This window comes from Streptomyces sp. NPDC057565, from assembly GCF_042801455.1.
Classification (GTDB): Bacteria; Actinomycetota; Actinomycetes; order Streptomycetales; family Streptomycetaceae; genus Streptomyces; species Streptomyces yanii.
This window is the reverse complement of sequence record NZ_JBHVFU010000006.1, coordinates 161,608-179,498: the sequence shown is the minus strand read 5'-3', so window position 1 is coordinate 179,498 and position 17,891 is coordinate 161,608. Positions and strand designations below refer to the sequence as shown.

Below are 17,891 nucleotides of genomic sequence, written 5' to 3'. Positions count from 1 at the left end.
GCTCAACGTGCCTCCTCGGTCGTCGCACGGCCCCCGGTGTCGCCGTCGCGCCGTCTGCGCGGGCGTCCGATCGAGCCTCGGTCGTTCTTGAACTTGCCGCGCTTGTCCGCGTTTTCGGGGACCTTCACGATCCCCAGTTCTCCGGCCAGGCCCCACAGCGCCTGCTTCACCGTGCTCTTGGCATCGAGTTCATGCATCCGCCCCGCGTCGACGGCGCCCTGGAGCTCCTTGAAGTTCGCGGGGACGGCCGTGCTCGCCATCCGGGTCCCGGTGATCTTCTCGATCAGCGGGGGCTGGATCTCGGTGTTGCGGATGAACCGGTTGACGAGGGTCAGCGTCTCCTCCGCCTTGCGGATCTGCAGCCGGTCCCACATCCGTACGGTGCGCTTCGCGCCGCGCACCGCGATCACGTCCGGAGTGGTGACCAGCAGCGCCATGTCCGCCATTTCGATGGCCGCCGCGTTCGCACCCTGGAGCTGGCTGCCGCAGTCGATGACCACGACCTCGTACCGCGACCGCAGGGCGCTGACGATCTGGCGGGCCGACCGGTCGCTGACCTCCTCCCCGCGTTCGCCCTCGCCGGGCGCCAGCAGCAGGGCGAGGCCGGAGCTGTGGCTGAACACGGCGTCGGACAGGACGCGGGGCGAGATGTCGGTGATCGCCGCCAGGTCGACGATGGAGCGCCGGAACTGCACATCGAGGTACGAGGCGATGTCACCGGCCTGGAGGTCCATGTCGACGAGAGCGACCGTACGGCCCGACGCCTGGGAGGCCAGGGCGAGCTGGACCGCTGTGACGGTGGCGCCCACCCCGCCCTTGGCGCCGCTGACCGTGACGACCGTGCCGCCGGGGCCGGTGAAGACATCGCCTCCGGTGCCCAGGTGGCGACGTACTCCGACCGACCACTGGGCGGCGGACTGGACCCGGTTGACCAGCTCCTCGTAACTCAGCGGGAGGGTGACCAGGCCGCGGGCGCCGGACTCCATTGCCGCGGCGAACAGGCCGGGGCTGGCGTCGGCGGTGATCAGCACGACCCCGATGGCGGGGAAGCGCAGCGAGACCTCCCGGATCAGTTCCAGAGCCGGCACCGGGCCGATCCGCTCATGGACCAGCACGACCTCGGGCAGTTCGTCGAGCGACTCGCCCGCGAGCCGGGCGAGGGTGTCGATCAGCTGCGTCGAGTCGCCGACGGGAGCCCCTGGCTCGGCGTCGGGGAGCTGGCTGAGCAGGGTGGTGACGGATCTGGCCGCGTCGGGGTCGCCGACCGCCGGGAGGATCCTCGTGGTCATTCGATCCTCACTTGTCCTTGTCGAGCGTGTAGGTGCGGTCGCCCGGGCGGATGGTGCTGTCGCTGCCGGAGGCGAGGAGCGCAAGGCGTACGTGCTCCGCGAAGGACTCGGCGTAGGCGACGCGCTGGGTGTCGAGCGTGTTGAGCGCGAAGGTGATCGGGACGGCCTCGGTGCCCATGTTCGACTTGGCGTCCCGGCCCGGCTCCAGGGCGGTCAGCTTGCCGACGTCCAGGACCTTGGCGTTGGAGACGATGACCTTCGACTGGGACGGCGCGCCGTCCTGCTCCCCGGCGAAGGTGGCATAGATGTTGACCGTCGCACCGGCGGTGATCTTGCCCGCGACACCGGTCGCGGCGTCGATCATGATGGCGATCTCCTGCTCACCGGGCTGCAGTTCGGGGCGCTTCTGCATCATGTCCGACTGGAGCAGCGAGCCCTTGCGCAGCTGGGTGACGGCGATCTTGCCGTTGACCTCGGAGAGGTCGGTCACGGCGTTGGTCGAGAGCCAGCGCTTCGGCATCGTGATCTTTTTGAACTGTCCGGTGGACAGCGCCGTATAGGGGGCGACGTCGGCCTTCAACTGGTAGGCGGAGACCTCTGGTCCGACCTTCGAGTTGACGTCGCTGATCACCGAGAGCACCCCGGCGAAGGCGCCGAAGGCGCACAGGACCGACAGGAGCAGGAGTATCACGCCGCGGCGCTGGCGGGAGTTCATGGGCCGGACAACCTCGTTCGTATGGATGCGTGGGGCAGCTGACAGAAGGATGTGCGGTGACTCGGTTTATGTCTGAATCTGCGTCTGTATCTGCGCGTAGACCTGTCTATGGGCCTTGTGCGCAGCTTGACGGGAATTGCGGATGACAGGGAGCGGGGCTCAGGAGCGGTGGTCGAGGAGCGGGGCTCAGGAGCGGCGGTCGAGGAGCGGTGGTCGGGGAGCTATGCGCAGGAGCAGTGGGTCGGGGAGCGGGAAGCATTTATATGCGACTGTGGAGGAATCCGGGGGCGCTAGGAGCCCGGTGGTGCAGGTGCCCCCTGGCTGAGGACACCGTTGGAAGGCATTCGGTTCTCGGGAGCGTGAAGCGGTGACGTACAGAATCCGCAACGGTCCCCGATGAGCTCCATTCCGCACCAGTGGCAGATCTCCCGCCTTACGGAGGCGACGAGTTGGTACAGCACGGAGATGTCCGGAAGATAAGCCGCAAATTCCACCAGCTTTCCGGTCCCCCACCAGCCGGGGGAATCGGAAGGCAGGGCGGTCTCATGAATGGCCTGGACCTTCCATGCAGGGGCCAAGGTCTGTTGCACCCACTCGGACTGCGACTGCCCCTTGGCGACCAGCAGATCCGTCGCGAATTCGGGGCCGTCCAGAGGTTTGACGGTCGGACCGACCTTGATGAGCTGCGGGTTCGGGCCCGCAAGCACGGCGAACTGGGACCCCGGGACCCAGGACTTGGCGTGCGTCTTCAGGCTGACCGGAACCCGGTCCAGCTTGGTGACGGAGTTCAGCAGGGCGCCGGCGTGGATGTAGTGGGGCAGCAGCCGAGCGGCGGATGCCACCACCCCCGGGCTGAAGTCACAGATCGACAACTGACGCAGCTGACGCACCAGTACGGCGATGCCCAACGGCGGCAGATCCACCTTGAGCAGGGCGATCCGGTCACTCTCCAGGACCGATCTGACGGAGTGCATCCTGCGCTCATGGGCGATCGGCAGGTTGGCCGAGTAGATGGCGACGACATACCCGTGCTGCTCCAGCAGCACATGCATGTCGCCGATCGCCTGGTCCATGGTCTGGTCTTCCGGAGCCCGGAGTAGAGCGGCTGTCGGTGTCTGCTGGTCGGTCGGCGGCAGCACGAGATCAGCACTGGTCACTGTTATTGCGGTCGGCACGCTGGTTCCCCGTTCGGCTCCGGCCGTTGCCGTCACGACAACGGCCGCAATCGCTCCTGCTCCGTGCTTCTGCGTCAGCACTTTATCCACGTCTTACCAGCCAGAGAACACTTTTCGGAGGCCAGTACGACAAGGTGCGCGCGGTGCGGGGGCGACCCGCCCGCAACGCACCGGTGCGAAATCGGACCAAACCGAGACTCGTTAACTTCCGTACCACTGCGGAGGGTTACTTGAATCGGTTCCGATTCCCGATGTTCAGAATTCGTATCCGCACGTCAGAATGGATCTCCGCCGATCGACGGCAGGCTCCGAGTCGGGGCTCGGTCACTGTCCGACGATCTCCGCCCGCCCACCCGCGAGAGCGCTCGAACCGCGCGCGAAAAGATCACCGGAAAGCGTCAACGGAGGCCGCCTCCGGACGACTTCGACCGACGCCGGTACGGACCACTGAACCTCGCGATTGCGTCGCGCCCACCACAGCCGCGAAGCCCGTCACTCACAGCCGTTGCCGTCAGAGGTCTTGACAACTCGATTGGTCTGGACCAGCTTATCGCCCAGCGGTGGTCACCTTTCCTCGTCCCACCTCCGCGACACCCCTGTGTCCCACCCCCGACACTCGCCGGCACCCCCAGGCACCACTCCAGGCACCCCCAGCAATCCCCCCTGGCATCCCCCACTCCCCCACGGAGGCAGCAAGTGGAACGTTCACCCGGCACCCGGCACGGAAGAGGTCACACCCGCCCGCTCCTCGGCGCGGGCATGGCCGTTGTCGCCGCCGGCGCGCTGACCGTCGCCGGCCTCGTCGGCACCGCCCAGGCCGCCGACGTCAACGTCGCCAAGAACGCGGGCTTCGAGTCCGGACTCGCCAACTGGACCTGTTCGGGCGGCAGCGGCACCACCGTCTCCTCCCCCGTGCACGGCGGCGCCGCGGCCCTGAAGGCGACCCCGGCCGGCCAGGACAACGCCCGGTGCACACAGACCGTGGCCGTGAAACCGAACTCCACGTACGCGCTCAGCGGCTGGGTGCAGGGCGGATACGCGTACATCGGCGTGACCGGAACCGGAACGACCGACGTGTCGACCTGGTCCCCCGACTCCAGCAGCTGGACCAAGCTCTCCACCAGCTTCACGACCGGCCCGAGCACCACCTCGGTGACCGTGTACCTCCACGGCTGGTACGGGCAGGCCGCCTACCTCGCCGACGACATCTCCGTCACCGGCCCCGACGGCGGCGGCGGCACCGACCCCGCGCCGACGATCCCGGCCGCTCCCGCCGGTCTCACCGTCGGCACGACCACGTCCTCCTCCATCGCCCTGTCCTGGAACGCGGTGTCCGGCGCGACGGGCTACTCGGTCTACAAGGACGGTACGAAGGTCACCACGTCCACCGGGACATCGGCGACGGTCACGGGGCTGGCCGCCGACACGGCGTACCAGTTCGCGGTGACCGCCACCAACGCGGCCGGTGAGTCCGTCAAGTCCTCGACGGTCAGCGGACGCACGGCCACCTCCGGCGGCGGCAACCCCGGCACCTCGGTCCCCAAGCACGCGGTGACCGGCTACTGGCAGAACTTCAACAACGGCGCGACCGTGCAGAAGCTCAGCGACGTGCCCGCCAACTACGACATCATCGCGGTCTCCTTCGCCGACGCCACGACCACACCGGGCGCCGTCACCTTCAACCTGGACACGGCAGGCCTGAACGGCTACACCGTCGACCAGTTCAAGGCCGACATCAAGGCCAAGCAGGCGGCCGGAAAGAACGTCATCATCTCGGTCGGCGGCGAGAAGGGATCCGTCTCCGTCAACAGCGACGCGTCCGCCACCAATTTCGCCAACTCCGTCTACGCGCTGATCCAGGAGTACGGCTTCAACGGCGTCGACATCGACCTGGAGAACGGCCTCAACTCCACCTACATGACGAAGGCGCTGCGCTCGCTCTCGCAGAAGGCCGGATCCGGTCTCGTCATCACGATGGCCCCGCAGACCATCGACATGCAGTCGGCCTCGGGCGAGTACTTCAAGACGGCACTCGGCGTCAAGGACATCCTGACCGTCGTCAACATGCAGTACTACAACAGCGGTTCGATGCTCGGCTGCGACGGCAAGGTCTACTCGCAGGGCTCGGTCGACTTCCTCACCGCACTCGCGTGCATCCAGCTGGAGGGTGGCCTCGACCCGTCGCAGGTCGGCCTCGGCGTCCCCGCCTCCACGAGCGGCGCGGGCAGCGGCTATGTCTCCCCGTCCATCGTGAACGCGGCCCTGGACTGCCTCGCCTCGGGCACCAACTGCGGCACCTTCAAGCCCGCGAAGACCTACCCCGGTATCCGCGGAGCCATGACCTGGTCCACCAACTGGGACGCCAAGTCGGGCAACGCCTGGTCGAACGCGGTGGCCCCGCACGTCCACGGCCTGCCGTAACCCGTCACCCCGGTGTTCCCCTGCACCAGCCCTTGACCAGCAGCGCCGCCGCTCCCCCGGTGGCGCTGCTGCATGGTCGACGGCGGAAGCCGGACGGTGGCGCAGGGGCGACGCCGCCCGACGCGCCGCACGGAGAAGCGCGGGATGCCCGGTCCGGCATCCCGCGCCCCTGCGCCACCGGCGTCAGATCACCAGGCTCAGCAGCGCCGCCACCACGAACCCCGCCACCGAGAGGACCGTCTCCAGGACCGTCCAGGACTTCAGGGTGTCGCGCTCGGTGATGCCGAAGTACTTCGACACCATCCAGAAACCGCCGTCGTTGACGTGCGAGGCGAAGATCGAACCCGCCGAGATCGCCATGATGATCAGTGCCAGATGCGGCTGGGACATGTTCTGGCCCTCGACCAGCGGCACGACGATGCCCGCGGTCGTGACGATCGCGACCGTCGCCGAACCCTGGGCGACCCGCAGCACGACGGAGATCAGCCAGGCCAGCAGGATGACCGGGAGGCCGACGTCGTTGAACGTGTCGGCAAGGGCGTCCGCGATGCCGCTGCCCTTCAGAACGGCTCCGAAGATCCCGCCCGCACCGACGACCAGCAGGATGTTGCCGACCGGCTTCAGCGACGAGGTGGACACCGCTTCGAGGGACTTGCGGGACCAGCCGCGCCGGATGCCCAGCAGGTAGTACGCGAGGACCAGCGCGATCGTCAGGGCGACGAACGGGTTGCCGAAGAACTCGATGATCGAGCGGACGGTGGACGGGTCCAGGGCGATCGAGGAGAACGTCGCGGCGAGGATCAGCACCAGCGGGGTGCAGATGATCGTGAGTACGGTGGAGAGCGCGACCGGCTCCTCGCGCGGGGAGACACCGGCAGCCCGCTGCTCGGCGACCACCGCCGCCTTCGACTCCTCCGCCGCCTCGACCATGTCCTGCGGGACCGCGACGAAGATCCGCCGGCCGATCCAGGCGGCGTAGGCCCAAGCGGCGAGGACGGACGGGACGCCGACGACGGCACCCATCAGGATGACCCAGCCCAGCGAGACGTGGAACAGGCCGGCGGCGGCCACCGGGCCCGGGTGCGGCGGCAGGAACGCGTGCGTCATCGACAGTCCCGCCAGCAGCGGCATCGCATACAGCAGGATCGATTTTCCGGACCGCTTGGCAGCCGCGTACACGATCGGCGCGAGGACGAAGATGCCGACGTCGAAGAAGACCGGGATACCGAAGATGAGGCCGGTCAGGCCCATGGCGAGCGGGGCGCGCTTCTCGCCGAAGAGATTCAGCAGGCGGGCGCTCAACACCTCTGCTCCGCCGGAGACTTCGAGGATCGCGCCCAGCATCGTGCCGAGCCCGATGATGATCGCGACATGGCCGAGGATGCCGCCCATGCCGGACTCGATGACGGACACGGCAGCGGACTTCTGCACCGTACCGAAGAGCTCGGTGACGGAGAGGCCGGCGCCCAGGCCGACGGCTATGGAGACGGCGAGCAGCGCGACGAACGGCTGCAGCCTGACCTTGATGATCAGAAAGAGGAGGAGGGCGATTCCGAGGGCGGCGACGGTCAGCAGACCGGCGGTGCCGTCGATCAGGAGGAGGAGTCCACCGGTGTGGGGTGGCGTCTCGACCGGCTGTGGGGTGGCGGCGAGCAGCATGGGGCAACTCCGTTGCGAACGGGCTTTTCGAGCAGGGCGGGGCGCGGCACGGCGCCCCCGCGGTGCGGGGCGCCGTGCCGTACGGCGTGGTGGTGCGGTGGGGCAAGCGGATCAGCCGGGGATCGCTCAGCTCAGGACGGCGAGCGCGTCGATCTCGATCAGCAGGCCCTTGGGGAGGCCGACGTACACCGTCGTACGGGCGGCAGGGGCCTCCTTGAGGTTCTGCTCGCCGAAGTAGGCGTTGTAGATCTCGTTCATCTCCGCGAAGTGGTCCACGTCCGTGAGATAGACGCGCATCATCATCACGTCGTCCCAGCTCGCGCCGCCCTCCTCCAGGATCGCCTTGACGTTGGCGAACGTCTGGAGGGTCTGCTCGCGCAGCGTCGGGCCGGCCGGGGTGGGGGCCTGACCCTCGACGGCGGGCAGGAAGCCGACCTGGCCGGCGACCTGGAGGATGTTCCCCTTCTTCACGCCGTGCGAGAACTTGGCGGGCGGCGTGGTGTGGGTGCTGGGGGTGAGGGCGGTCTTCTCGGTCATCGCGGTTCAGGCTTTCTTGGGTTGGGTGTGCCGGAGTACTCCCGGCTGATGGTGTCGGCGGTGCGGCGCACCAGCGGGAGCAGGGTGAGGAGTTCCTCGGCCGTGACCACCACATTGGGTGCGGAGACCGACATGGCGGCGACGACACGGCCGTCCGCGCCGCGGATCGGGGCCCCGATGCAGTTGATGGACTCCTCGTGGCCGCCGAGGTCGGTGGCCCAGCCCTGTTCGCGGACGACGGCGAGTTCCTTGAGGAAGGCACCGGCGTTCGGGACCGAACGGGACGTGTACATGGGGTAGTCGAGCTTCTCGGCGATCGCCCGCCGTTCGGACTCGGACAGATCCGCGAGCAGCAGCTTGGCGACGGCGGCGACGGTGATCGCGACGGGCTTGCCGATCCGCGAGTACATCCGGACCGGGTAGCGGCTCTCGACCTTGTCGATGTAGAGGACTTCCTCCTCCTCGTACACCGCGAGATGGACGGTGTGCCCGCACTGCGCGTTGAGCTCGACGAGGTGGGGGTGGGCGATCTCGCGTACGTCGAGGTTCTCGACGGCCTCCTGCGCGAGGGCGAAGAGGCGGGCTCCGAGGCGGTAGCGCTGGTCCTGCTGACGGTAGACGAAACCGTGTTCGTGCAGCGTACGGAGCAGGCGGAGCGCGGTGGACTTGTGGACGCCCAGGCGGTCGGCGACCTGGCCGAGGTCGGCGGGACCCTCGGCGAGGAGCGGAAGGATGCTCAGTGCGCGGTCGACGGTCTGGCTCATGTCGGGTGGACCTCCTGCGGGGCCGGGCTCCGGTCGATGCCGGCGCGGTCGGCTGCCGTCCAGCCGGGACCGAGACGAAGTCTCCCCCAGGCGGCGTCGTCGAGAGCGACGAGTTCGTCGGCGTGGGCACGGGCCGGCGGGTCGGTGAGGTCGCCGGGGACGGTGAGGACCGCGGCGGCCATGAGGTGGCCGTGGCGGACACGGTCGCGGACGGAGAGCTCGCGCAGGGTGGCGGAGAGGAAACCGGCGGCGAAGGCGTCGCCCGCGCCGACGGCGGCGACGACGTCCACGCGGAGCGCGGGGACACTCGTGACGGTGTCGGAGGTCGCAGGCGCAGACCCCGGGGCGCCGGTCCTGGGTTCGGGGCGGCGCGCGGAGAAGACCGTCGCCCCCTCCGACCCCTGCTTGACCACGAGCACCGCCGGCTCCGGCAGCGCCTCACGGATGGCGTCGGCGCCCCGCAGCCCCCAGGCCTCCTCCGCCTCGTCCTCACCGACGAAGACGAGATCGGCGCGGCGCGCGAGGTCGAGCAGCACGCCCGGTCCCTCGTCGCCGGCGCGCCACAGGTGCGGGCGGTGGTTCACGTCGAAGGAGATCAACGGGCGGTCGGGGCGGGGCCCGGTGAGGGAGCGGAGCAGGGACAGGCAGTCCGCGGAGAGGGCCGCCGTGATACCGGTCAGGTGCAGGATGCGCGCGTCGAGCAGGTCCTCGTACGGAACGTTCTCCGGGGACATCGCGGAGGCCGCCGACCCTGCCCGGTAGTACGCGACCTCATGGGTACCCGTCGCCCGGTCCGCCGCCGTACGGAAGTAGATGCCGGTGGGGCGGCCGGGGTCGCGCCGGACTGCCGACGTGTCGACCCCGTAGGCCGCGATCGCGTCGACGAGGTGGTCGCCGAACCCGTCCGCACCGACCCGGCCGACCCACTTCGCGCGGTGTCCCGCCGCCGCGAGAGCGCAGGCGACGTTGGACTCGGCGCCTCCGATCGCACGGCCGAAGGACGGGACGTCGGCGAGGCGGCCGGGCTGTGAGGGCAGGAACGTCACCATGGATTCACCGAGGCAGACGACATCGGCGGTGGCGGCTGCACGTCCCACGGCTACGGGTCCGGACACTCTGGGCTCCTCGCTGGTCAGTGCTCCGCACCGGCTCTCACCATTGACCCGGCGTCGGCTCGGATGTTAGACAGCGTCAAGCGATATGCGCAATGGGTGTTGCACATGGTGCAACGAACAGATTTCGAGGAGGGTCCATGGCCGCCGCCGACGAGGACGTCGCGACAGCTCCCCACACGCTTGGCGAACTCGCCGCCGAGCGCGTCGACCACCGCTTCAAGGCGCTCCCGCCCGACGCCGACGGACTCACGGTCGCCGCCCTCGCGGCCGAGCGCCGCAACCTCTTCACCGGCGGCTTCACGACGCCCGTCCTCGCCCTTTCCGCCGAGTCCGTCGCGCACAACCTGGCGCTGCTGGAGACGTACGCCGAACGTCACGGGCTCGCGTTCGCGCCGCACGGCAAGACGTCCATGGCGCCGCAGCTCTTCGCCCGGCAGCTGGAGCACGGCGCGTGGGGCATCACCGCCGCAGTTCCGCACCAGGTCCGGGTGTACCGCGCGTACGGGATCGAACGGATCTTCCTCGCCAACGAGCTCGTCGACGCGGTCGCACTGCGCTGGCTCGCCGGCGAGCTGGACTCCGACCCCGACTTCCACTTCATCTGTTACGTCGACTCGGTGCGCGGCGTCGAGCTGATGGACGAAGCGCTGCGCGCCGCGGGTGCGGTACGTCCGGTGGACGTGGTCGTGGAACTCGGCGCCGGTGAGGGGGCCCGCACGGGTGCCCGTACCGAGGCCGACTGCGCGGCGGTCGCCGACGCGGTGGCCGCGGCGGGGACGCTGCGTCTGGTCGGGGTCGCCGGTTACGAGGGCGAGGTGCCGGACGCGTCCGCGGAGCGGGTACGGGACTGGCTGCACCGGCTCGTCCGGGTGGCCGCCGACTTCGACAAGGCGGACCGGTTCGCCGCACTGGCCGGCGACGACCGGATCGTGATCAGCGCGGGTGGCAGCGCCTGGTTCGACGCGGTCGCGGACGTCTTCGCGGAGATCCCGGACCTCACGCGCCCGGTCTGCAAGCTGCTGCGCTCGGGGGCGTACGTCTCGCACGACGACGGGCACTATCGGCACCTCACCCCGTTCAATCGGGTCCCGGAGGAAGGCGCCCTGCAGCCCGCGTTCCGCCTCTGGGCGCAGGTCGTCTCGCGGCCGTCCGACGAGCAGGCGTTCGTGAACGCGGGGAAGCGGGACGCGGCATACGACCTCGATCTTCCGCAGGCACAGGTCGTGCGGTCCGGGCGGGACGGTTCGGTGCGGGCTGCCACCGGCATCACCGTCACCGGACTGTCCGACCAGCACGGGTGGTTGCGCACCGAGGCCGGGGCGGAGCTGGAGGTCGGGGACTGGGTCGGCATGGGGCTGTCGCACCCGTGCACGTCGTTCGACAAGTGGCAGTTGATTCCGCTCGTCGAGGCGGACGGCACGGTCACGGACTACATCCGCACCTTCTTCTGATCCCTGCGGGCGTCGTCCTCCATCGCCGGACGTCGCGGGGAGGGGAAAGAACACCGGCACTGAAAGGCCTGCACACCATGGATCTCGTCATCCGCGACGCCACCGTCATCGACGGCACCGGCACCCCCTCCTACCGCGCCGACATAGGCATCACCGGCGGCCGGATCGCCGAGATCCGCAAGAAGGGCGAGGGGCGCGGCCCCCGCCCCACCGCCCGCCGCACCCTCGACGCCGACGGCCTCGCCCTCTCCCCCGGCTTCGTCGACATGCACGCCCACAGCGACCTCGCGCTTCTCCGCGATCCGGATCACAGCGCGAAGGCCGCCCAGGGCGTCACCCTCGAAGTGCTCGGCCAGGACGGACTGTCGTACGCCCCGGTCGACACCCGCACCCTCGCCGAGGTGCGCAAGGCGATCACCGGCTGGAACGGCGACGGCGGTGACATCGACTTCGACTGGCGCACGGTCGGCGAGTACCTGGACCGTCTCGACCGCAACTTCGGCGGCGAGGGCATCGCGGTCAACGCCGCGTACCTCATCCCGCAGGGCACCGTTCGGATGTACGCCGTCGGCTGGGACGACCGCCCCGCCACCGACGCCGAGCTGGCCCGGATGAAGGAGCTCGTCGCGCAGGGGATGGCGGACGGCGCGGTCGGCATGTCGTCCGGGCTGACGTACACCCCCGGCATGTATGCCGACGACGCCGAACTCACCGAGCTGTGCCGGGTGGTGGCCCGGTACGACGGCTACTACTGCCCCCACCACCGCTCGTACGGCGCGGGCGCGCTCGGTGCGTACGAGGAGATGGTCCAGCTCACCCGTAACGCCGGCTGCGCCCTCCATCTCGCGCACGCCACCATGAACTTCGGCGTGAACAAGGGCAAGGCGCCGGACCTGCTGGCCCTCCTCGACGACGCTCTCGCCGCGGGCGCGGACATCTCCCTCGACACGTACCCGTACACCCCCGGCTGCACCACGCTCGTGGCCATGCTGCCCAGTTGGGCGAGCGAGGGGGGTCCGGAGGCCGTCCTGGCACGGCTCGCGGACGACGCGACGGCGGAAACCGTCCGCCACCACCTGGAGGTCCTCGGCTCGGACGGCTGCCACGGCGTGCCGATCGAGTGGGACACCATCGAGATCTCCGGCGTGAGCGTGCCCGCGCTCGCCGACCATGTCGGCCGTACGGTGGCCGAGTCCGCGCGGCTGCGGGGCGAGGCCCCCTGGGTGACCGCCCGGCGGCTGCTCCTCGACGACCGGCTCGGTTCGACGATCCTGCAGCATGTCGGCCACGAGGAGAACGTCCGGCAGATCATGCGTCACCGCGTCCACACCGGCGGCAGCGACGGCATCCTCCAGGGCGACAAGCCGCACCCGCGCGCGTACGGCACGTTCCCTCACTATCTCGGCCGGTACGTACGGGAGTTGGGCATCCTTTCGCTGGAGGAGTGCGTCGCCCATCTCACCTCCCGCCCGGCGGCCCGGCTGCGGCTGCCCGACCGGGGCCACGTCCGCGAGGGCTACCGCGCCGACCTGGTCCTCTTCGATCCGGCGACGGTGGCGGCGGGCTCGACCTTCGAGACGCCTCGCACCCTGCCGGTGGGCATCCCGCACGTCCTGATCGACGGGCGCTTCGTCATCGAGGACGGCAGGCGGACCTCGGTGCTGGCGGGACGGGCGGTCCGGTCGTCCCGGTCGGTACGCGGCTCACGGTGAACCCTCCTCCGCCCGCTCCTTCGCCCAGGCCAGATCCTCCTCGGTCGGGGCGTCGTCCTGGGTCAGCCTGCGCCGCCAGTAACCACTGAACTCCACCGCCGACCTGGGCATCCCGCGCTCCTCGACCAGGTGGCGGCGCAGCGTCCGTACGGTCCCCGACTCCCCCGCGAGCCATGCGGCCCCCGCCCTCGCCTCGCCCGGCAGCTCCGCCGCGCGGACCACGTCCGTCAGTTCCTCCCCCGCGTGCACCCAGCGCACGGTCACCTCGGCGGCGGAGGAGAGCCGCTGCTCCTCCCCCGCGTCGACGACCGCCACGTACGCCACCGCGCGCATCCCGGCCGGCAGTGCTTCGAGCAGCGTGCCGATCGCGGGGAGCGCTGTCGCGTCCCCGGCCAGCAGCAGCCAGTCGGAGGCGGGCAGCGGCCGGGCGTACGCCGAGGACGGGCCGACCATGCCGAGTACGTCCCCGGGCCGCGCGGTCCGCCCCCAGCGGGTGGCCGGTCCGGTGTCGCCGTGGAGCACGAAGTCGACGGTCATCTCGTTGCGCTCACGGTCGTACGCCCGGACGGTGAAGCTCCGCATCCACGGCCGGTCGGCCTCCGGGATCGCGAGGTACGCCTCGTACCACCGCATCCCGTACGTGTCGTCGGCGTCCTGTTCCGGCAGCACGGGCGCGCCCTTCCCCTTCGGGAAGCAGAGCTTCATCTGCTGGTCCGGCCTGTCCTCGATCAGGTCGGCCAGCGCATCTCCGGTAAAGGTGACGCGCGCCGTCCGCGGCGTGATCCGCTCCACGCCCACAACCTGGACGTACGACACCGGAAGCGACTGACTCATCGGAGCGGACACCTTCTTTCTCCCTGATACCTTATGCCGTAAAGAATCGCCTGGGCGAAGTTACTTTATGGCGTAAGGAGTCGCAAGTGGTGGTCTATGCGGGACAGGGCGACGCCCGCCGTTCGATCGCCCTGCTGTGGCGCACGGAGAGCGCTCCGGCACCGGGTGGAAAAGGGCCGGGAAAAACGGGATCGGCCCGGTCGGGGCCCAAGCCCGGACTGACCGTGGACGCGATCGTGAGCGCCGCCGTCGCCGTCGCCGACGAGGACGGCATGACTGCGCTCTCGATGCGCGCGGTGGGCGAGCGGCTGGGCCGGACGGCCATGGCCCTCTACACGTACGTCCCCGGCAGGAGCGAGCTCCTGGACCTGATGTACGACGCGGTGCATGCCGAACTCCCGTCCGACTACCCGGACACGGAGAACTGGCGCGCTTCCCTCACGCGCTGGGCGGAGGACACCCTCGCCTTCCACCTCCGCCACCCGTGGGTGCTCCAGGTCTCCCAGGCCCGGCCTGTGCTGGGCCCGCACGAGTACACCGCTCTCAACACCCTCGTACGCCTCCTGTACGGGACCGGGCTCGACGCGCATCTCCTGCGACGGCTGATCGGCACGCTGTTCCACTTCGTCCGCGGCTCGGCGCAGACGGTCGCCGAGTCCCGGCAGGCCGCGGCGGTGACCGGCCAGTCCGACGAGGAGTGGTGGTTCGCCCGCTCGGCGCTGCTCGGCGAGGTGGCCCCGGACTTCGCGGACCGCTTCCCGGACGTCGGCCGCCTGGAGAGCGAGAGCGCACCCGAGCCGCCACCGGCCGACGACACGGTGCCCTACCTGGAGCGTCAGGCGCGCGAGACGTTCACCACCGGGCTCGGCGTGCTGCTGGACGGGATCGAGGCGGCGGTGCGACGCACCGGCGCGCCGTGAGACCTGTGGGGTCTCACGGCGCGCGGGGACGGGTGCGCCACGGCCGAGCGGTCGAGCGGCCCGGCTACCAGCGGTACCAGCGGCTCCGGCCCGCACCGCTCCCGGGCCGGACGATGAACCCGAGCAGCCACACGGCCAGCACAATGATGGCGACCCACCACAACACCTTCAGCGCGAATCCGGCACCGAAAAGAAGCAGGGCGAGCAGGAGAACGAGAAGAAGGGGAACCATGGGATATCAACCTCCAGCCCGTCGAGTGCCCCGCATTTCGTCGCCCACACACGTGGGTGCCGTGCGGGCGGGCCCGCCGCGCCTTTCTGGCCCCGTTATTCCCGCTTCCCGCCCCGGGGCAACCGGGTGACATGAAGACTTCCGCAATTCTGCGCCGGGGCCGGGGAAAAGCGGGCCCGGGCGCACCGTGACCCGGTGCAGAGGTCAGGGCGTCAGCCGGCCGGCTGGCGTTCCAGGGTGTCGGTGGCCGATCCGGTGCGCTGCATGCGGTGCCAGCGCAGCGGGGATCCCAGGAGTGCAGTCACCACCGACTGGACAACGACCAGGTACATCAGCTGGCGGTAGACGAAGATCTGGAGCGGGAGCGTCCAGAGCGGTTCGAACTTCTCGCGGTCCAGGCGAAGGGCATACACCGCGCTGAAGACCTGAATCGCCGTGAAGCCGAGCCACACCACCAGCGCCTGCCCCGCGCCCTGGAAGAGAAGCCCGTACAGAGCGAAGACGTCCACCAGGGGGGCGAGCAGCGGGAGCACGGTCTGGAAGACCAGCAGGTATATCAGTCCGCGCCGGCCGAGCTTGCCCGACTGTCCGCGTTCGAAGACGGCCCTGCGGTGCTTCCAGATGGCCTGGAGCGTGCCGTAGCACCAGCGGTAGCGCTGCTTCCACAGCTGCTTGACGGTGGCGGGCGCCTCGGTCCAGGCGATGGCCTTCTCCTCGTACACGACGCGCCAGCCGTCGCGGCAGAGCGCCATGGTGAGGTCGGTGTCCTCGGCGAGGGTGTCCTCGCTGACCCCGCCGACGCCGACGAGTGCGTCGCGGCGGAACGCGCCGATGGCACCCGGCACGGTCGGCATGCACTCCATGATGTCGAACATCCGGCGGTCGAGATTGAAGCCGATGACGTATTCGAGGTGCTGCCAGCGACCCAGCACGCCCTGCCGGTTACCGACTTTGGTGTTGCCGCTGACCGCGCCCACCCGGGGGTCGGCGAGCGGCTGGATGAGATGCTGCACGGCATCCGGCTCGAAGACGGTGTCGCCGTCGATCATGACGACGATGTCGAAGTGGGCCCAGGCGAGACCGGTGTTGAGGGCTGCCGCCTTGCCGCTGTTGGGCTGACGGACCACCATCACCCGCTTGTCCTCGACCTGCATCGCTTCGGCGATCTCGAAGGTCCGGTCGCTGGAGCCGTCGTCGACCACGATGACCTGGATGTACTCATGGGTGGAGGCGAGGAGCGAGCGGATGGTCGCCTCGATGCCCGCCTCCTCGTTGTAGGCGGGGACGATCACGGAGACCGGATCGGTGAGCGGGGGGTGGCGCGGGGCGCCACGTCTGCGGGACCGCTTGACGCGGACGCGCTTCACGTGGATGCGGGCGACGGTGAAGAGCATCACCAGACGCAGCACAGTGATCACACCGGCGATCGCGAGCAGCCAGGTCATGGCGTCGGCGAAGCCGCGCGCGGCCTGCTGGGCGCCGACCACGGCGGCGCCCCGCCAGCGGGCGGGCGCGGAGACCTCGTAGGTGGCGCCGGCCATGCCGATGCCGTGGCCCACGCTGGTGAACGTCAGGTCGTGGGCGCCGCCGGCCGTCAGGAGCTGCTCGGTCTCGCTGACCGCGGCGGGCGAGCCGACGAACTGCCGTACCGCGCCGCGCTGCGATGACCGGTTCGGGCCGTCGGCGGCCACCACGACGTAGCCGTCGATGAGTGCCCGGCGCGCGGCCTCCCACTGGGAGCCGCAGAGGGTGCCGGTGGTGGTGGTGTGCGGGAGGCGCAGCAGATGGGTACCGATGCCGGCCGCACCGGCCAGGGTGTTCTGGGAGAGCGACAGCTCAAGGTTGGTGCGGGGCTTGGAGAGTCCGGCGAGATTGGCGTCGGTGTAGGTGTGCGAGCCGATCTCGTGGCCCTCGCGCTTGATCCGGCGGACGAGATCCGGGTGCGCGGCGGCCTGCGTACCGGTGAGGAAGAAAGTGGCCTTGGCGTCGTGGCTCTTCAGCAGGTCGAGCAGGCGTGGGGTCCAGGCGGGGTCGGGTCCGCCGTCGTAGGTGAGGGCGACGGTGTCACCGGGCATCTCGGTGGTTTCGACACCGCCGGTCTTGGGGCTCTGGCGGATGACGGGACCACCGCTGAAGCTCACCGTGGGTTCGGTGGCGCAGGTGGTGGTGGAGGGTGTGGCCGTCGGGGCTATCTCGTGGCGTCCGTACCCGCTGAAGATCAGCGCGGTGGCGGCGACGGCCAGGGTCAGGCTGAGCAGGAACCAGTGGGCTCGAGGGTCGCGGCTCAAGGCGTGCCGGGTCACTTGGGTCCTTTGGTCGAGCCGGGTGCGGCGGTGCTGCGACTGGAGCCGTTGCCGTTGCCGTTGCCCCGGGAGGCGGACGGGGCCGTCGTCGCGGGGGCGGGGGCGGCCGATGTCGCGGGGGCGGAGGTGGCCGACTGCGCGGGCGCGGTGGTCGCTTTCCTGGGTGTGCTGGAAGCGTCCTCGGCGGGCGAGGCAGCGGCCGAGGTGTCGGCGGCCGGCACCGTGGAGGACTTCTTTGTGCTGGTGGGGGCGGGAGGCTCCGCTGACTCCTCGGCGTGGACGGGCGCCTTGCCGCCGTCGCCCGGGCTCCAGGGCAGGGCGCCGCCCGAGGGAACCGCGCCGAACAGGCCGGCCACGATAACCGCGACAAATCCGACGCAGATCACGCCGACAAGGGTGGCCACGTACCGCATGAGGCGACCCCTGCGGCCGGACGTGTCGACGAATACAGCATGGTCCCGATGAGTCACGGGGGCGGAGTCTATGGAGCGCGACTCTCGATGAAAAGCTTCCCCCGATACCAGGGCATAGCCAGCTGACCGGCGGAGACCGGTTGATATCACCCCGCCCGGCCGGCAGTGGCCGTGTCCGGGGCCGCCGCGTTGCCGTCCGTGTCGCAAAGGCCGAGCGCGGTGTCGTGCTGCACATCCACCGGAACGGCACGGACATCCTGACCGGCGACATCAACCCGTGCTGCCGCCGACGACCGAGGGGCCGGCTGCATCGCCTCGGGTGAGGCGAACTCGCTTCGCCGGATCAGGCGT

The 17,891-nt window shown here is 69.9% G+C and carries 15 protein-coding genes; 4 read left to right on the top strand and 11 right to left on the bottom strand.

All coding sequences use genetic code 11. From position 1 onward, the window contains the following. Positions 1-2: 2 nt before the first annotated feature. The 3 genes from ACFU8W_RS15355 to ACFU8W_RS15345 all read right to left on the bottom strand — a co-directional run bounded on the left by ACFU8W_RS15355 (position 3) and on the right by ACFU8W_RS15345 (position 3,179). Entirely contained in the window at positions 3-1,289 is a 1,287-nt protein-coding gene (locus ACFU8W_RS15355) for a CpaE family protein (protein ID WP_384036592.1), read from the bottom strand. A gap of 7 nt (positions 1,290-1,296) precedes the next feature. Beyond that, a complete protein-coding gene (gene cpaB, locus ACFU8W_RS15350) occupies positions 1,297-2,004 on the bottom strand; it encodes a Flp pilus assembly protein CpaB (protein ID WP_345515250.1) in 708 nt (235 codons plus the stop codon). 290 nt (positions 2,005-2,294) lie between these two features. Further along, entirely contained in the window at positions 2,295-3,179 is an 885-nt protein-coding gene (locus tag ACFU8W_RS15345; protein WP_384036590.1) for a hypothetical protein, read from the bottom strand. Positions 3,180-3,875: 696 nt separating this feature from the next. Here ACFU8W_RS15345 and ACFU8W_RS15340 point away from each other — a divergent pair. Beyond that, positions 3,876-5,600, top strand: coding sequence for a chitinase (locus ACFU8W_RS15340; RefSeq protein WP_384036587.1), 1,725 nt, complete (start codon positions 3,876-3,878; stop codon positions 5,598-5,600). 183 nt (positions 5,601-5,783) lie between these two features. On the opposite strand, the gene ACFU8W_RS15335 is transcribed toward ACFU8W_RS15340, so the two are convergent. From ACFU8W_RS15335 to ACFU8W_RS15320, 4 genes are all read right to left on the bottom strand, one after another. Beyond that, positions 5,784-7,259 carry a GntP family permease gene (locus ACFU8W_RS15335; protein ID WP_384036585.1) on the bottom strand — a complete coding sequence of 492 codons (1,476 nt, stop codon included), beginning with the start codon at positions 7,257-7,259 and terminating at the stop codon, positions 5,784-5,786. Positions 7,260-7,385: 126 nt separating this feature from the next. Beyond that, on the bottom strand, positions 7,386-7,796 hold the full coding sequence (locus tag ACFU8W_RS15330; protein WP_277328058.1) for a RidA family protein: 411 nt from the start codon (positions 7,794-7,796) through the stop codon (positions 7,386-7,388). Continuing rightward, positions 7,793-8,560 carry an IclR family transcriptional regulator gene (locus ACFU8W_RS15325; RefSeq protein WP_345515246.1) on the bottom strand — a complete coding sequence of 256 codons (768 nt, stop codon included), beginning with the start codon at positions 8,558-8,560 and terminating at the stop codon, positions 7,793-7,795. Before ACFU8W_RS15325 ends, ACFU8W_RS15330 begins: the two co-directional genes overlap by 4 nt. Further along, a complete protein-coding gene (locus ACFU8W_RS15320; RefSeq protein ID WP_384036581.1) occupies positions 8,557-9,675 on the bottom strand; it encodes a sugar kinase in 1,119 nt (372 codons plus the stop codon). Before ACFU8W_RS15320 ends, ACFU8W_RS15325 begins: the two co-directional genes overlap by 4 nt. Before the next feature lie 137 nt (positions 9,676-9,812). On the opposite strand from ACFU8W_RS15320, the gene ACFU8W_RS15315 reads away from it, so the two are divergent. Together ACFU8W_RS15315 and ACFU8W_RS15310 are read left to right on the top strand one after the other, a co-directional pair. After that, positions 9,813-11,126, top strand: a complete 1,314-nt coding sequence (locus ACFU8W_RS15315) for an alanine racemase (protein ID WP_384036578.1) — start codon at positions 9,813-9,815, stop codon at positions 11,124-11,126. A 77-nt stretch (positions 11,127-11,203) separates the two neighbouring features. Continuing rightward, positions 11,204-12,838 carry an amidohydrolase family protein gene (locus tag ACFU8W_RS15310; RefSeq protein ID WP_384036575.1) on the top strand — a complete coding sequence of 545 codons (1,635 nt, stop codon included), beginning with the start codon at positions 11,204-11,206 and terminating at the stop codon, positions 12,836-12,838. Here ACFU8W_RS15310 and ACFU8W_RS15305 read toward each other — a convergent pair. After that, a complete protein-coding gene (locus ACFU8W_RS15305) occupies positions 12,830-13,672 on the bottom strand; it encodes a siderophore-interacting protein (protein WP_384036572.1) in 843 nt (280 codons plus the stop codon). The genes ACFU8W_RS15310 and ACFU8W_RS15305 overlap by 9 nt on opposite strands. An 86-nt stretch (positions 13,673-13,758) precedes the next feature. On the opposite strand from ACFU8W_RS15305, the gene ACFU8W_RS15300 reads away from it, so the two are divergent. Further along, positions 13,759-14,592: a TetR/AcrR family transcriptional regulator gene (locus ACFU8W_RS15300; RefSeq protein ID WP_384036570.1), complete on the top strand. Its 834-nt coding sequence runs from the start codon at positions 13,759-13,761 to the stop codon at positions 14,590-14,592. A gap of 64 nt (positions 14,593-14,656) precedes the next feature. Here ACFU8W_RS15300 and ACFU8W_RS15295 read toward each other — a convergent pair whose 3' ends face one another. From ACFU8W_RS15295 to ACFU8W_RS15285, 3 genes are all read right to left on the bottom strand, one after another. Continuing rightward, positions 14,657-14,824, bottom strand: coding sequence for a hydrophobic protein (locus tag ACFU8W_RS15295; protein WP_384036567.1), 168 nt, complete (start codon positions 14,822-14,824; stop codon positions 14,657-14,659). 212 nt (positions 14,825-15,036) lie between these two features. Next, positions 15,037-17,127: a bifunctional polysaccharide deacetylase/glycosyltransferase family 2 protein gene (locus ACFU8W_RS15290; protein ID WP_384036564.1), complete on the bottom strand. Its 2,091-nt coding sequence runs from the start codon at positions 17,125-17,127 to the stop codon at positions 15,037-15,039. Further along, positions 17,124-17,597, bottom strand: a complete 474-nt coding sequence (locus tag ACFU8W_RS15285; protein WP_384036561.1) for a hypothetical protein — start codon at positions 17,595-17,597, stop codon at positions 17,124-17,126. The genes ACFU8W_RS15290 and ACFU8W_RS15285 overlap by 4 nt, the downstream gene beginning before the upstream one ends. Between the last annotated feature and the right edge of the window lie 294 nt (positions 17,598-17,891).